This is a genomic window from Nocardia harenae NBRC 108248 (genome assembly GCF_001612885.1).
In the GTDB taxonomy this organism is placed as follows: Bacteria; Actinomycetota; Actinomycetes; order Mycobacteriales; family Mycobacteriaceae; genus Nocardia; species Nocardia harenae.
Map to the genome: position 1 here is coordinate 43,818 of NZ_BDBH01000012.1, position 13,117 is coordinate 56,934.

The following is a 13,117-nucleotide window of genomic DNA, read 5'->3' on the forward strand; positions in this document are numbered from 1 at the left end:
GCCGGGGTCAGCTCTCGGCCACCGGCTCGCCCGCCATCACATCGTCCCACCAGGAGGTGAGCGGGCTCGGGTCCGGCCAGACGACCGCGGTCGCCGACTCCTCGCCGTCGGGTATCTGCTGGTACTCGGGTAGCGGCGCGGGGCCGGGGCGGATCATGGCAGGTTTCCTCCGGAGTCTCGCCGGTGCGCCGGTGCCGGGCAGAACTCACGAGAGGCAGCCAGACGGTGGCGCACGCACGAATCGAAACTGGCAGTGATGCAATATTATTCGCTTTTCGGGTATCTGGCATGGCAATTGGGTAAAGATCACGTTGCGCACGGGGCCTTTTTCCGATCTTCCAAAGTATCTGCGCACCAGCAAATTCCGCTGCACATGCATCGGATTGAAGTCCACGGTGTTGCCACGAGGTTTCCGAGTCCGGTCGCCGAAGCCGGTTCTCGCTAGGCTTACCGTCATGGGGTTACACCGGGCCCGCCCGCTCGCGCGGCCGATGGGCATGGCGAGCAGTCTGGACGAGTGGCTGGTGGAGCGCAGCGCCGAGGTCAGGCCGAGCCCGGCCGACCGCGCGCTGCGGCTCCTCTCGACCAGCGCGAACTACAACCGGCTCTGGCTGGTGACCGGCACGCTCATGCTGCTCGCAGGCAATCGGCCGCTGCGCAGGGCAGGCGCCCGCGGGCTGCTCGCGGTGGTGCTGGCCAGCGGCACCGCCAACGGGGTGGCGAAGCCGCTGTTCCCGCGGCGCAGGCCGCCGGACGAGTCGGTGCCGTTCGTGCGCAGGCTGGTGAAGCCGCCGGTCTCGTCGTCGTTCCCGTCCGGGCACTCGGCCTCGGCGGCGGCCTTCACCGCCGGGGTCGCGCTGGAGTGCCCGCCCGCGGCGGCGGTCGTGGCGCCGGTGGCGGCGGCGGTGGCCTACTCCCGGGTCCACATCGGGGTGCACTGGCCCTCCGACGTGGTCGCGGGCGCGGCGCTCGGCGCCGGGCTGGCCTTGGCGACGCACCGCTGGTGGGCGGTGCGCGCCGACGAGCCCGCCATGCTCGGCCCGGCCGAGTACGTCGACCCGGTGCCCGGCGGCCGCGGGCTGCTGCTGGTGGTGAACCCGCACTCCGCCGGCGGCGCGGGTGCGGATTTCGGGGCCGAGCTGCGCGGGCGGCTGCCCGAGGCCACGGTGCTGGAGCTGGATCCGGAGCGCGACCTGATCGCCGACCTGGAGCGCGAGATCGCGGCGGGCGGGGTCACCGCGCTCGGGGTGAGCGGCGGCGACGGCACCGTCTCCTGCGTGGCCGGAGTCGCGGTGCACCACCGCCTCCCGCTCGCCGTCTTTCCCGGCGGCACGCTCAACCACTTCGCCAGGGACGCCGGGGTGGAGGATCCCGAACGCACGGTCGCCGCGCTGAACGCGGGCGAGGTGGTGCTCGCCGATACCGCGCGGGTCGACCTGGACGGCGCCGAGCACCGCGATTTCGTCAATACCGCCAGCCTGGGCGGGTACCCGGACTTCGTGCGCATCCGCGAGCAGTGGGAGCGCAGGCTCGGCAAGTGGCCTGCGGCCGCGCTCGCCATGATCCGGGTGCTGCTGCGCGCGCGGCCGGTGCACGCCGAGGTGGACGGCGAGTCCAGCGCGCTGTGGATGCTCTTCGTCGGCAACGGCCGCTACCACCCCGCGCACCAGGTGCCGATGTCGCGCCCCGAGATCTACCGCGGCACGCTCGACGTGCGCTATCTGCGCGCGGATGTGCCCTTCTCGCGGACCCGGCTGGTGTGGTCGACGCTCACCGGCACGCTGGAGCACTCGCCCACCTACGTGCGGCGCGAGGTGCACCGGATCGCGGTGCGGGTGATCGGCCCTCCGGTCTCGCTCGCCACCGACGGCGAGGTGGACAGCCGCGCGCGGGAATTCGTCTTCCGCAGCAACTCCGCGGCGCTGCCGCTCTTCCGCGCGGCCGGGGACGGGCCGGTGCTGAGCTGAGTCAGGCCGGGTAGCAGTGCATCTCCGTGGCCTTGACCGCGGCCCAGAGCCGGGCGCCGGGGCGGATGCGCAGCTCGGCCACGGCCGCCGCGGTGACGTCGGCGAGCACCGGGGGTGCGCCGTCCAGCCGCACCCGGGTGCTGTGCGCGTGCTGCTCGACGCCGGAGACCGTGACCGGCCAGGTATTGCGGGCGCTGCCCGCCGGGCGCGCGGGGTGCAGCGCGACCGCGCTCGGTGCGAAGGAGACGAAGACCGTGCCCCGCGCCGGTTCGGCGAGGGTGAAGGTGCCCTGCTCGCGGCGAGCGGCGGGTTCGTCGCCCGCCGAGACGGCGCTGCCGTCCGGGGTTCGCGCTGCCGGAGCGCTGCTGTCCGGGGTTCGCGCTGCCGGGGCGCTGCTGTCCGGGGTTTCCGCCGACGTGGCCCTGCCGCCGCGGGTTCCCGTGGCCGGGGCGCTGCCCGGCGGCGGGTCGCCGGGCTCGGCGACGCGCACCTCGGTGCCGGTCGCCACCCCGCGGTAGAGGTTCAGCCCGACGAGTTCGGCGACGTAGTCGGAGCGCGGGCGGCGGGCGACCTCGGCGGGCGCCCCCTCCTGGACCACCCGCCCGTTCTCCAGGATGACCAGCCGGTCGGCCAGCATCATGGCGTCCAGCGGGTCGTGCGTCACCAGCACGGTGTGCCCCCGGTACGCGCCGAGGTGTCCGGCCAGGTCGGCGCGGACCCGCACCCGGGTGCCCGCGTCGAGGGCGGCCAGCGGCTCGTCGAGCAGCAGTACCTCGGGGTCGGTGGCCAGCGCCCTGGCCAGCGCCACCCGCTGCGCCTGCCCGCCGGAGAGCGCCCGCACCCGGCTCCCGGCCTGCTCGGCCAGCCCGACCGCTTCCAGCCGCGCCGCGGCCCTCGCCCTGGCCTCGGCCCGCCGCACGCCGCGCGCCCGCGGCCCGAAGGCCACGTTCTCCAGCGCGCTGAGGTGCGCGAAGAGCAGGTAGTCCTGGAAGACCACGCCCACCGCGCGGTGCTCGGGCGGCACGAACACCGCGGGCGGCACGTCCCACTCCCGCGCACCGAGCCGGACCGCGCCGGAGTCGAGCGGGGTGAGCCCGGCCAGCGCGCGCAGTGCCGTCGTCTTGCCCGCGCCGTTCGGCCCGAGCAGCGCTACCACCTCGCCGGGGGCGACCTCGAGCGCCACGTCCAGATGGAACGTCCCGCGACCCACGCCGAGCCGCGCGTGCAGCGTCATACCGCCTCCGTTCGCCGCTTGGCGCGCCCGGCGGCGCCGGGCTCCGCCGCTCGGCGCCGGCAGTTCCGCGGTGTCGCGGCGGTGCGATCGGCCATCGAGCGGACACCGGCGCGGTGCGCGTCCCGCGCGCTCACAGCGCGCCCCTGAGCCAGCGCTCGCGCAGCGCGACCAGCACCGTGACCGAGACCGCGAGCAGCACCAGGCTGAGCACGATGGCGGCCGCCGGATCGGTCTCCAGCGCCAGGTACACGGCGAGCGGCATGGTCGTGGTGGTGCCGGGGAAGTTGCCTGCGAAGGTGATGGTCGCGCCGAACTCGCCGAGCGCCCGCGCCCAGCAGAGCACCGACCCGGCGATCACGCCGGGCAGCACCGAAGGCAGCGTCACCCGGCGGAAGGTGTACCAGCGCGAGGCGCCGAGCGTGGCGGCCGCCTCCTCGTACCTGGGGTCGGCCGAGCGCAGCGCCCCCTCCACCGCGATCACCAGGAACGGCAGCGCCACGAAGGCCTCGGCCAGCACCACGGCCGCGGTGGTGAAGGGCAGGCTCACGTCGAACCACTCGTCCAGGTACCGCCCGATCAGCCCGCGCCTGCCGAGCACCAGCAGCAGCGCCACGCCGCCGACCACCGGCGGCAGCACCAGCGGCACCGTGACCAGCGCACGCAGCAGCCCGCGCCCCGGCAGCTCGCCGCGGGCGAGCAGCCAGGCCAGCGGCACCCCGAGCACCAGGCAGATCCCGGTCGCGAGCGTCGCGCTGACCAGCGAGAGCCGCAGCGCCGTCGCCACCTCCGGGCTCGCCAGCCGGGCGGGCAGCTCCCGCCACGGCGCCCGCACCAGCAGCCCCGCCACCGGGACCAGCAGGAAGACCAGCCCGCCGAGGCCCGGAATCAGCAGCAGCAGCGGCCGCCGGGCGGGAACCCGGCGGCTCACCGCTCCGGAACCTCGACCACCACGTGCGTCGACTTCACCGAGGCCACCGCCACCGTGCCGACCTCGAGGCCGAGGTCGTCCACCGACTCCGCGCTCAGCAGCGAGACCACGCGGAACGGCCCGGCCTGCAGCTCCACCTGCGCCATCACCGTGTCCTTGACGATCTTCGTCACGATCCCGCGGAAGCGGTTGCGGGCGGAGGCGGCGACCGTGACGCCCGGCTCCGGCGCCTCGGCGGTGGCGCGCAGGAACTCGGCCAGCTCCCTGCCCCCGACCCCCTTGCGGCCGTTCGGCAGCTGGATCGCGGTCAACCGGCCCTGCTCGATCCAGCGGCGCACGGTGTCGTCGCTGACACCGAGCAGCTCGGCCGCCTCACTGATCCGCAGATTCGACACGGATCGCATGCTACCGCCGCGGGTGCGTGCCTGCGCGCGGTCGCTACTGTGGTGGGCGGGGTTCGTGCACGGGGTCACGGGCCGGAACGGAAAGAGGGTCGGCCCGGTGGCCATCGTGTTCGTCGTCGTCGGGCTGCTGGTGCTCGCGCTCTTCGTGGTCCTGCACCGGTATCTCTGGATCCGCCTGGTGCGCGACACCACCGGGCCCGGCTCGGTGCTGCGCCGCCTCGGCACGGCGCTCTTCGTGGCGGGGCCGCTGCTCACCCTCGCCACCTTCGTCGGTGCCCGCGCCGGGCTGCCGATCGGGCTGGTCCGGGTGATCGCCTGGCCCGGTTACCTCTGGGCCGTCCTCTTCCTCTACCTGCTGCTCGCCGTCCTGGCCGGCGAAGTCCTGCGCCCGCTCCTGCTCCGCCTCGCGGCCCGGCGGGGTGCGCCGGGTGCGGCGGCCGGTGCCGAGCCCGCCGCCACCCTCGCGGCAGGCGCCGAGCCGGCCACTGGCCTCGCGGCAGGCGCCGCCCTGCCCACGGCCGAGAGCCGGAGCGCTGTCGCCCCGGACGGGGAGCGGGAGCGCGGCGTGACCATCGCGCCCGAGTCCGCCGCGACCGAACTGACTCGCCGCAGGCTGATCGCCCAGGCACTGGCGGGCGCAGGCGTCGCCGCGGCGGTGGCGACCGTCGGCGTCGGCACCTACGGCGTGCTGCGCGGCCCGCGCGTCCTCGAGGTCGAGGTCGCGCTGGCGAAACTCCCGCCGGAGGCCGCCGGCTTCCGCCTCGCGGTCGTCAGCGACACCCACATCGGCCCGGCCCTGGCCAGGGGCTTCACCCAGACCGTGGTGGACACGGTGAACGGCACCGCCCCGGACGCCATCGTGGTGGTCGGCGACCTGGTCGACGGCGATGTCGACGACCTGCGCCCTGACGTCGCCCCCTTCGCCGAGCTGCGCGCCCGGCACGGCGTCTTCTTCGTCACCGGCAACCACGAGTACATCTCCGGCGCCCAGCAGTGGGTCGACTACCTGCCGCAGCTCGGCATGCGGGTGCTGCAGAACGAGCGCGTCGCCCTGCCCGGCTTCGACCTGGCCGGGGTGAACGACCTCGCGGGCGAGGACGAGGGCACCGGCCCCGACCTGGACACGGCCCTCGCCGGCCGCGACCCCGCCCGTCCGGTGGTGCTCCTCGCACACCAGCCCGCCTTCGTCGACGAGGCCCGGACGCACGGCGTCGACCTGCAGATCTCCGGCCACACCCACGGCGGCCAGGTCTTCCCCGGCAACCTGCTGGCCCGCCTGGCCAACCCCACCCTGGCCGGGCTGGATCGCTTCGGCGACACCCAGCTCTACGTCACCCGCGGCGCGGGCGCCTGGGGCCCGCCGGTCCGGGTCGCCGCCCCCTCGGACGTCACCGTCCTCACCCTGACCCGCGGCTAGAGCGGCACGCAGAGCGTGTGCAGCGGCGGCCGCCCCGCCGCCAGCCACAGCCCCTCGCACTCGGTGAGCAGGTGCCCGAGCACCGTCCCGTCCCGCTCGCCCGCGGGCCCGGCGACCGGCTCCCCGGCGAGCAGGTCGTGCACCCGCCCGTCCCGGACGTCGACGCCGAGCAGCGCGATCCCGGCGAGTGCGAAGGGCACCGTCGGCACCCGGCTGATCCGGGCCCGCGGGGCCCGCTTGCGCCCGTCGCCCGCGGCGGAGTGCTGCGCGACCAGCGCGCTCTCCCTGATCTCCGGCACCGAGAGCACCTGCCCGCCGGGGTAGCGCAGCCCGTCCGCGGCGAGCAGCACGGCCCGGTGCTCCGGCCGCAGCGAGACCCCGAGCGCGCGCTCCAGCCGGTTCAGCCGCTCCGCGGTGGCCGGCGGCCCTGCCTGCACCGGCGCCTCCGGGTCGGCGATCCGGCCGAGCGCGGTCATGACCGCGATGATGCGGTCCACCGGCGGCGGGTCCAGGTGCACGTCGTGGCCCCATGGCCCGTGCTCCGGGCCCCACATGAGCCGGTCCACCCGCTCGGTGTACTCGCGCAGCCGGTGCCGGAGCAGCGCGTCGAGGCCGGGGTGCAGCAGCGGGCGGCGAGCGCGCAGTTCGAAGGCGGCGCCGTCGGGGGTGAGGTAGAGGTGCCCGTTGTAGCCGTCCTCCGCGCTGTCCCCGACCGGGGTGTGCACGGCGGGGTCCGGGTCGATGCCGAGCGCGGCGGGGTAGCGACCTTCGCTCTCGGCGAAGAAGTCGGCGAGCACCGCGGCGGCGTCGTCGTGCCGCGGCCCCGCGCCGAGCTCGGCGGTACCGAGCAGTGCGGCGCCATCGGCGAAGCGGTCCCAGCCGTCCGCGGTGGCGAGCAACGCGCGGTGCGCGGGGTCGAGTGCCCTGCCGAGGCGCTGTTCGGCGGCGGCCAGCTCGGCGGGGGTGGCGCCGGGGTGCGGCGGCGAGCCGGGCGCGGGCGCGCCGTCGATCGCGGCGCGGCGCCGCGCCTGCTCGGTGAAGGCGTCCAGCAGCGCCTGCCAGGTGTTCGGTTCCGCCATCGCGACGACCCTCCAGCTCGGTCCACGGTGTCGAAACACCACGTACCCGATGGTAGCTGAATAATTGCTATCGACCGAGACTTCGGGTGGCTCCACAGTGATCACGGAGTGTCGAGCGCCGCTCTGGGTATCCGACGCTCGACGTACTGTGATCCAGTTCACGCTTCCGGCGATGGGCAGGTCACCGAGGTGAAGCGGAGTTCGCGATGCTCCGCCGCTGTTTGATCGTCATCCAACAGGGGTATCGGCTTTTCTCGTCGGGACCTCCGAATTCGTTCGTGCGGAGGGCGGGACGAAAGCGAGGCCCGAGCCGCGGGCTGGGAAGGACACGATTGTGACCGACAGCAATCCACAGGCAACGGGGACGGCGGATCAGGGATCGCTGAAGCGCTCCGTCGCGGCCTCGGCCATGGGCAATGCCACCGAGTGGTTCGACTACGGCGTCTACGCCGCCACCGCCACCTACCTCACCGACGCGTTCTTCCCCGGCGAGCTCGGGACGCTCGGCACCATGCTCGGCTTCGCCATCTCCTTCGTGCTGCGCCCGCTCGGCGGCATGGTCTGGGGCCCGCTCGGCGACCGGATCGGCCGCAAGGCGGTGCTCGCCACCACCATCCTGCTGATGGCGGCCGCGACCGGCGCCATCGGCATCCTGCCGACGCACGGCCAGGTCGGCGTGCTCGCGCCGATCCTGCTCATCCTGCTCCGCGTGGTGCAGGGCTTCTCCACCGGCGGCGAGTACGGCGGCGCCGCCACCTACATGGCCGAGTGCGCCGGCGACCGCAAGCGCGGCTTCCTCGGCAGCTTCCTCGAGTTCGGCACGCTCGGCGGCTTCGTCGGCGGCTCCGCGGTGGTGCTGGCCTGCCAGCTCGCCCTCGGTACCGACGCCATGCACGACGGGGGCTGGCGCATCCCGTTCCTGATCGCGCTCCCGCTCGGCTTCATCGGCTGGTACCTGCGCTCCCGGCTGGACGAATCGCCGGTCTTCGCGGAGGTCGCCGCGTCGAAGGCGAAGCGGCCGCCGACCGGGCTGCGCGAGGTGCTCGTCACCTACCGCCGCGAAACCCTCACGCTGATCGGCCTGGTCGTCGCGCTGAACGTGGTCAACTACACGCTGCTCACCTACCAGCCGACCTACCTGCAGAACACCGTCGGCGTCTCCGAGTCGACCACCACCGCCATGATGCTGATCGGCCAGCTGGTCATGATGGTGACCATCCCGTTCTTCGGCGCGCTCTCCGACCGGGTCGGGCGGCGGCCCATGTGGCTGGTCTCGCTGCTCGGGCTGATCGTCTTCGCGCTGCCGATGTACTGGCTCATGGGGCAGGGGATCGGCTGGGCCGTGCTCGGCTTCGTCGTGCTCGGGCTGCTCTACCTGCCGCAGCTGGCCACCATCAGCTCGACCTTCCCGGCGATCTTCCCGACGCACGTGCGCTACGCCGGCTTCGCCTTCGGCTACAACATCTCGACCGCGCTCTTCGGCGGCACCGCGCCGCTGGTGAACGAGGCCGTGATCGACGGCACCGGCTGGTCGCTCTTCCCGGCCGGCTACATGATGGGCGCCAGCGTGATCGGGCTGATCGCCTGGTTCTTCCTGCGCGAGACGGCGGGCACCTCGCTGCGCGGCACCGAGGTGCCGGACGCCACCACCGACGAGAACCTCGTGGTGGCGAAGGTCTAACCCGCCGAGCCGGTCCGTGGCGGCGCCGGGATCAGCCGCCACGGGCCGCAGTTCACCGTGAGGAAGGCGACGTCGGTCGCCTTGATCTGCGCGCGCACCGGGGTCTTCCTGGTGAAGTCGTTGCCGATGACGTGGTTCATGTCGAAGAGATCGCCCTCGGTGGTCCAGAGCCGGCGCCAGTCGCAGCCGTACCGCTGGTCCTGGGTGCCCGGCGCCTCGTACCAGCCGGGCACGATCTCCTGGTTGACCAGGTACAGCCCGTCGACCGGGATGACGGTCACCGGCTGGGCGGCCGCGGTTCCCGCGCCGACCAGGCTCGCGACGGACAGGAGGGCTCCGGCGACGAGCGCCGCTGTGGTGCGCATACCCGTCAGATCTACCAGAGCGCTCGGGCATGAAACGCTGTTTTCGAGATTCAGGCCACACTGGATAGGGTTGGTCACGGTTCGATAACTTGCCTTGTTCGGCTGGGGCGGATGTTGTGACAGTGGCGTGTGGGTTTGGTGTGACCAATGGGAAGGGAGGGGCGTCCCGGTTCGGGGCGCCGACCGCACATGAAGCCGAGCATTCTGCGAATCACGACCCGCGTCGTCCTGGCGCCGCTCCTCACCGCGTCGGCGTTCGCGCTGGCCCCCGCCGTGCAGGCGCAGCCGAGCGCGGAGCTGGCCGGGCGCACCGTGTTCCTCGACCCCGGCCACGCCGGTACCGAGCACGACGAGGATCTCTCCCGGCCCGTCGACAACGGCCGCGGCGGTACCAAGCCCTGCCAGACCACCGGCATGACCACCCGCAACGGGGTGCCGGAGCACACCGTCAACTGGGCGGTCACACAGCTGGTCAAGTCCTCGCTGGAGAGCCTCGGCGCGCGGGTGGTGCTCAGCCGCGCCGACGACACCGGCTGGGGTGGCTGCGTGGACGAGCGCGCCGCGGCGGCGAACCGCTCCGGCGCCGCCATCGCGGTGAGCATCCACGCCGACAGCGCCCCCGCCGACCAGCGCGGATTCCACCTCATCGTGCCGCAGCTGCCGATTCCCGACCCGGAGGCCGACCGGGTGCAGTCCGGCGCGGGGCGCGCCGCCAGCACCACCATGCGCGATGCCTATGTGCGCGCGGGGTTCTCGCCCGCCACCTACGGCGGCGCCATGGAGGGCATTCAGACCAGGGCCGATATTGCGGGCCCCGCGCTCACGCACGTCCCGGCGGTCTTCGTCGAGATGGGCAACGGGGCGAATCCCGAGGACGCCGCCGTGCTGGAGAGCCCCGAGGGGCAGTTGCAGCACGCCATCGCCATCACCACCGGCATCGCCGGGTACCTGCTCGGGCTCTCGCCGAGCAATGGTCAGCCCACCGAGCCCGCTCGCGCCGGGGCCACCCCCGCCCCCGGCACCGCGCCGGATACCGGCGCGCCCGGCGGCGCCACCTCGACCGCCCCGGCGGCTCCCGGGGCCGGGTTGCGGCCCATGGCCCCCGCTACCACGCCGAATGCCGCGCCCGGCGGCACCGCCCCGGGCGACGCTCCCGGCACCGCGCCTGGTCCGGCGCTCGGCACCGCGCCGGGCGGCACCGCCCTGGGTTCCGCGCCCGGCGGCGCCCCGCAGACGGGGACCACCACCCCGGCCACGACGGGGGCGCCGACCGGGACGGCCAGAACCCCGTCCCTCCCGCGCGCCCGCGGCGTCGACCCATGGGCCTCCGCACCCCCCGGCCCGGCCAACGGCGCGATCGCCCAGGTCCTGGAGCTACTGCGCCCGCTGGCCCAGGCGCTCGGCCTGGACGAGCGCGACATCACCACCGGGCTCATCGATCTCGCCTACCGGCTCGCGGGCGTCCTCACCAAGCCCGCGGGCTGAGCCCGCGCCGCCGCGTTCACTAGGGTGGACCGAATGGCGGAGCGGATTCCCGTGCTGATCGTGGCCGGCTTCCTCGGATCGGGGAAGACCACCCTGCTGAACCACCTGCTGCGCCGCGAGCCGGGTGCGATGTTCGTCGCGGATGCCGAGCTGGCGGGCGGTGCGCAGCCGCTCGGCCTCGCGCGAGTCACCGACGACGAATGACCGGCTCGGCTGCATGGCGCCGCGCTCCCAGCGCCTGCCGTGTACAGCCTTCTGGCCCGGCGTGCGGTCGATGACGGATTGGCCTGGAACGCGGCACATCGTCCTGTCCTCGGCCCGGCCGGGCGCTCGCGCGCCAGTACGCTCCGAGGTGGCACGGCCGGGTGCCGCGAGGCCCCGGCCGCGCTGATCGGTAAACCGGCCGTGCCGTCGCGGTGAACCCCGGATCGCTCACGCGGACGGGATCCCCACCCGCCGCGGCAGCACCGCTACCACGCGGACACCGACGGCCCGGTCAGAACGGTCAGCGGCAGAGCTGGGGGTAGAGCCCGAAGCTGACTCCAGCGAAGGGCTCGGGGTAGGGGAGGTCGTAGTTGTCGGTGAAGACCAGCTGGATGCAGCCGGTCGCCGGTTCGGCCGCGAGCTGGGCGAAGGATGCCGGGCGCCAGGTCGCGACGCCGGGCACGGTGACGCGGAAGGCGGGGTCCATGTTCGCGGTCATGGCGGCTACGGCGTCGGTCTGGGCGGTGTCGAGGGTGATCGCCAGATCGCCGGGGTCGGCCAGGATTTTGTTGTCCTGGTTGTAGATGGTGCCGTTGAGCGGTTGGACCAGCGCTGCTCCGCCACCGGGCAGGTCGCCGGGATGGGAGTGGTAGGTGAGGTCGGCGGCGGCAGGGGCAGCGCCGAAGGTCAGGGCGAGAGCGGCGAAGCCGGTGAGTGCGGCGAGGCGGGGGATGGTGACCACGAGGTACTTCTTCCAGGGGGACGGTGACCGGGGGACCCGGCCTGTTTCACCGGGCGGGCGAGCCATCCCGCGCGGTTCCGCGATCTGCGCCGGTCGTGCCCTTGCGGCCTTCGACCGACCACGGTCTGTGCCCCGACCAGCCCTCCTCGCCCCGGCCATCGACGAGCACCCGGGGCGAGGACTACAGCCACACCGTCCGATGAGCCTACGAGCGCCGCCCAGGCATCGTTACGACGGTGCACTCGCCGGGCCGCCACTGCGCGGGGCCGGTCCTCGCTGGTCAACGCGCCCGTGTCCGGCCTTGGGCGGCCGCGAAGCGGGAGATCCACTGACCTCAGCAGCACCCGCACCCCGGCGCCATGCGCTCGCGCAGCGCGTCCAGCCTCGGCGTCGGGCCGTTGGCGATCCGGTGCCCGCTGCGCTGTTCACGGCGTGGTCAGCAGACCTTCCTGCCTGTCGTAAAGCTGAGCTGGGGTGATCGTGGTTCTCGTGGTAGTCTCATTGCACCGTCGGGTAGTCTCGCAAGGTGGCTATCAAGCTCTACTACGCGCTGGCCCAGATGATGGCGACGGCCGGGACCGAACTGACTCCCGAGCAGGTCGTGGCACTGATGCGGCGGTGGCTGGCCGGAGAGGTGCGCGCATGGGGCGAACCCGCCTACGACGCCGCCACCGGATGGCAGATGTTCCAGCTGTGGATGCGCACCGACACCGGTCAGGCCGTGCAGGTCACCGGCCGGATCGCGCCGCCCGACTTCACCGTCGTCGATGTCCGGTCGCTGACGGCCACCGAGACCGCCGAATTCACTCAGTGGGAGAACTCCGATGATTGACAACACCACCCCCACCGATGACGTGACCCCCGAACAGATGGCCCGGATCGTAGCCCGCGCCCAGCGCGGGAGCGCGGTGCAGGCCGAGCCGGCTGCTGACACCGAGTCCGACGCCAGGCTCAAGCCGCGCTCAGTGAAGATGTCCGACGAGCTGGACCTGCGCGTCGGAATCCGTGCCGGCGAACTCGGGATGAGCAAGAGCGCCTACTTCCGCTGGCTCGCCCAGCGCGACCTCGAGGCCGCCTACGGCGAGGAGCCGGAGATGGTGCCGCTGGCCGATGCGCTCGAGATCGCCACCCGCGCGGTGACCGAGGCGCTGGGCCAGTTGTCGCACCGGTCCGGCCACGCAGCGTGATCCCCTCGCCCGCACGGTTGCGCTCGTCGGCGCCGAAATCCCGCCGGCCGCAGCGGTACGCCGAGTGAATCGTCAGCCGCTCACCGACTCGCCCGCCCTTGAGCCTCCACTGCAACGCCCCAGGGTCGACGGTGCGGCCCTCCCACTCGGAACTGGTGGGCCTGCGACCGGGCGGTGGAATTGCGTTGGCTCCAGAACGGATAGTTCGTCAGCGTGATCGAGGCCCCGGTATCGACAGTTCCGTCGTGCCGGGGCCACCCCGCCCGGCCAACGGCGCGATCGCCCAGGTCCTGGAGCTGCTGCGCCCGCTGGCCCAGGCGCTCGGCCTGGACGAGCGCGACATCACCACCGGGCTCATCGATCTCGCCTACCGGCTCGCGGGCGTCCTCACCGAGCCCGCGGGCTGAGCCCGCGCCGCCGCGTT

The 13,117-nt window shown here is 73.6% G+C and carries 14 protein-coding genes and 1 pseudogene; 8 read left to right on the forward strand and 7 right to left on the reverse strand.

Annotated elements, in window-relative coordinates:
• Positions 1-7: 7 nt before the first annotated feature.
• A complete protein-coding gene (locus tag NH2_RS29015; RefSeq protein WP_157103937.1) occupies positions 8-157 on the reverse strand; it encodes a hypothetical protein in 150 nt (49 codons plus the stop codon).
• Positions 158-455: 298 nt separating this feature from the next.
• On the opposite strand from NH2_RS29015, the gene NH2_RS23255 reads away from it, so the two are divergent.
• Positions 456-1,967 (forward strand): bifunctional phosphatase PAP2/diacylglycerol kinase family protein, encoded by a 1,512-nt coding sequence (locus NH2_RS23255; RefSeq protein ID WP_084505811.1) that lies wholly within the window; start codon positions 456-458, stop codon positions 1,965-1,967.
• 1 nt (position 1,968) lies between these two features.
• Here the strand turns inward: NH2_RS23255 and NH2_RS23260 are convergent, their stop codons facing one another.
• From NH2_RS23260 to NH2_RS23270, 3 genes are all read right to left on the reverse strand, one after another.
• Positions 1,969-3,201, reverse strand: a complete 1,233-nt coding sequence (locus tag NH2_RS23260) for an ABC transporter ATP-binding protein (protein WP_067658341.1) — start codon at positions 3,199-3,201, stop codon at positions 1,969-1,971.
• A 130-nt stretch (positions 3,202-3,331) separates the two neighbouring features.
• The gene (gene modB / locus NH2_RS23265) at positions 3,332-4,129 is read right to left on the reverse strand and encodes a molybdate ABC transporter permease subunit (RefSeq protein WP_067658344.1); all 798 of its coding nucleotides are present in this window, start codon (positions 4,127-4,129) and stop codon (positions 3,332-3,334) included.
• Positions 4,126-4,524, reverse strand: coding sequence for a TOBE domain-containing protein (locus NH2_RS23270; RefSeq protein ID WP_067658347.1), 399 nt, complete (start codon positions 4,522-4,524; stop codon positions 4,126-4,128). Before NH2_RS23270 ends, modB begins: the two co-directional genes overlap by 4 nt.
• Positions 4,525-4,630: 106 nt before the next feature.
• Between NH2_RS23270 and NH2_RS23275 the strand changes: the two genes are divergently transcribed.
• Complete coding sequence (locus tag NH2_RS23275; RefSeq protein ID WP_067658350.1) at positions 4,631-5,950, forward strand: metallophosphoesterase; 1,320 nt, start codon at positions 4,631-4,633, stop codon at positions 5,948-5,950.
• Here NH2_RS23275 and NH2_RS23280 read toward each other — a convergent pair.
• Positions 5,947-7,029 (reverse strand): SMI1/KNR4 family protein, encoded by a 1,083-nt coding sequence (locus NH2_RS23280; protein ID WP_067658353.1) that lies wholly within the window; start codon positions 7,027-7,029, stop codon positions 5,947-5,949. The genes NH2_RS23275 and NH2_RS23280 overlap by 4 nt on opposite strands.
• 409 nt (positions 7,030-7,438) lie before the next feature.
• Between NH2_RS23280 and NH2_RS23285 the strand changes: the two genes are divergently transcribed.
• The gene (locus NH2_RS23285; protein ID WP_084505812.1) at positions 7,439-8,710 is read left to right on the forward strand and encodes an MFS transporter; all 1,272 of its coding nucleotides are present in this window, start codon (positions 7,439-7,441) and stop codon (positions 8,708-8,710) included.
• Here the strand turns inward: NH2_RS23285 and NH2_RS23290 are convergent.
• Positions 8,707-9,075, reverse strand: a complete 369-nt coding sequence (locus tag NH2_RS23290; RefSeq protein WP_067658359.1) for an Rv1352/Rv1906c domain-containing protein — start codon at positions 9,073-9,075, stop codon at positions 8,707-8,709. The genes NH2_RS23285 and NH2_RS23290 overlap by 4 nt on opposite strands.
• A 189-nt stretch (positions 9,076-9,264) precedes the next feature.
• On the opposite strand from NH2_RS23290, the gene NH2_RS30350 reads away from it, so the two are divergent.
• Positions 9,265-10,560, forward strand: a complete 1,296-nt coding sequence (locus tag NH2_RS30350; protein WP_067658362.1) for an N-acetylmuramoyl-L-alanine amidase — start codon at positions 9,265-9,267, stop codon at positions 10,558-10,560.
• A 33-nt stretch (positions 10,561-10,593) separates the two neighbouring features.
• A pseudogene (locus NH2_RS30410) lies at positions 10,594-10,686 on the forward strand (GTP-binding protein); the annotation flags it as partial.
• A gap of 379 nt (positions 10,687-11,065) precedes the next feature.
• On the opposite strand, the gene NH2_RS23300 reads toward NH2_RS30410, so the two are convergent.
• Positions 11,066-11,506, reverse strand: a complete 441-nt coding sequence (locus NH2_RS23300; protein ID WP_067658365.1) for a hypothetical protein — start codon at positions 11,504-11,506, stop codon at positions 11,066-11,068.
• 526 nt (positions 11,507-12,032) lie between these two features.
• Between NH2_RS23300 and NH2_RS23305 the strand changes: the two genes are divergently transcribed.
• The 3 genes from NH2_RS23305 (at position 12,033) to NH2_RS29020 (ending at position 13,100) form a co-directional block, all read left to right on the forward strand.
• Positions 12,033-12,338, forward strand: coding sequence for a hypothetical protein (locus NH2_RS23305; protein WP_067658368.1), 306 nt, complete (start codon positions 12,033-12,035; stop codon positions 12,336-12,338).
• A complete protein-coding gene (locus tag NH2_RS23310; protein WP_067658371.1) occupies positions 12,331-12,693 on the forward strand; it encodes a hypothetical protein in 363 nt (120 codons plus the stop codon). The genes NH2_RS23305 and NH2_RS23310 overlap by 8 nt, the downstream gene beginning before the upstream one ends.
• Before the next feature lie 245 nt (positions 12,694-12,938).
• On the forward strand, positions 12,939-13,100 hold the full coding sequence (locus tag NH2_RS29020) for a hypothetical protein (protein ID WP_157103938.1): 162 nt from the start codon (positions 12,939-12,941) through the stop codon (positions 13,098-13,100).
• The last annotated feature ends 17 nt before the right edge of the window (positions 13,101-13,117 follow it).

What these genes read in the sequence shown, in the direction of transcription:
- NH2_RS23280 (WP_067658353.1), bottom strand. Translation starts at nt 7,029, where the DNA reads ATGGCGGAACCGAACACCTGGCAGGCGCTGCTGGACGCCTTCACCGAG.
- NH2_RS23255 (WP_084505811.1), top strand. Translation starts at nt 456, where the DNA reads ATGGGGTTACACCGGGCCCGCCCGCTCGCGCGGCCGATGGGCATGGCG.
- NH2_RS23290 (WP_067658359.1), bottom strand. Translation starts at nt 9,075, where the DNA reads ATGCGCACCACAGCGGCGCTCGTCGCCGGAGCCCTCCTGTCCGTCGCG.
- NH2_RS23285 (WP_084505812.1), top strand. Translation starts at nt 7,439, where the DNA reads ATGGGCAATGCCACCGAGTGGTTCGACTACGGCGTCTACGCCGCCACC.
- NH2_RS29015 (WP_157103937.1), bottom strand. Translation starts at nt 157, where the DNA reads ATGATCCGCCCCGGCCCCGCGCCGCTACCCGAGTACCAGCAGATACCC.
- NH2_RS23310 (WP_067658371.1), top strand. Translation starts at nt 12,331, where the DNA reads ATGATTGACAACACCACCCCCACCGATGACGTGACCCCCGAACAGATG.
- NH2_RS23260 (WP_067658341.1), bottom strand. Translation starts at nt 3,201, where the DNA reads ATGACGCTGCACGCGCGGCTCGGCGTGGGTCGCGGGACGTTCCATCTG.
- NH2_RS30350 (WP_067658362.1), top strand. Translation starts at nt 9,265, where the DNA reads ATGAAGCCGAGCATTCTGCGAATCACGACCCGCGTCGTCCTGGCGCCG.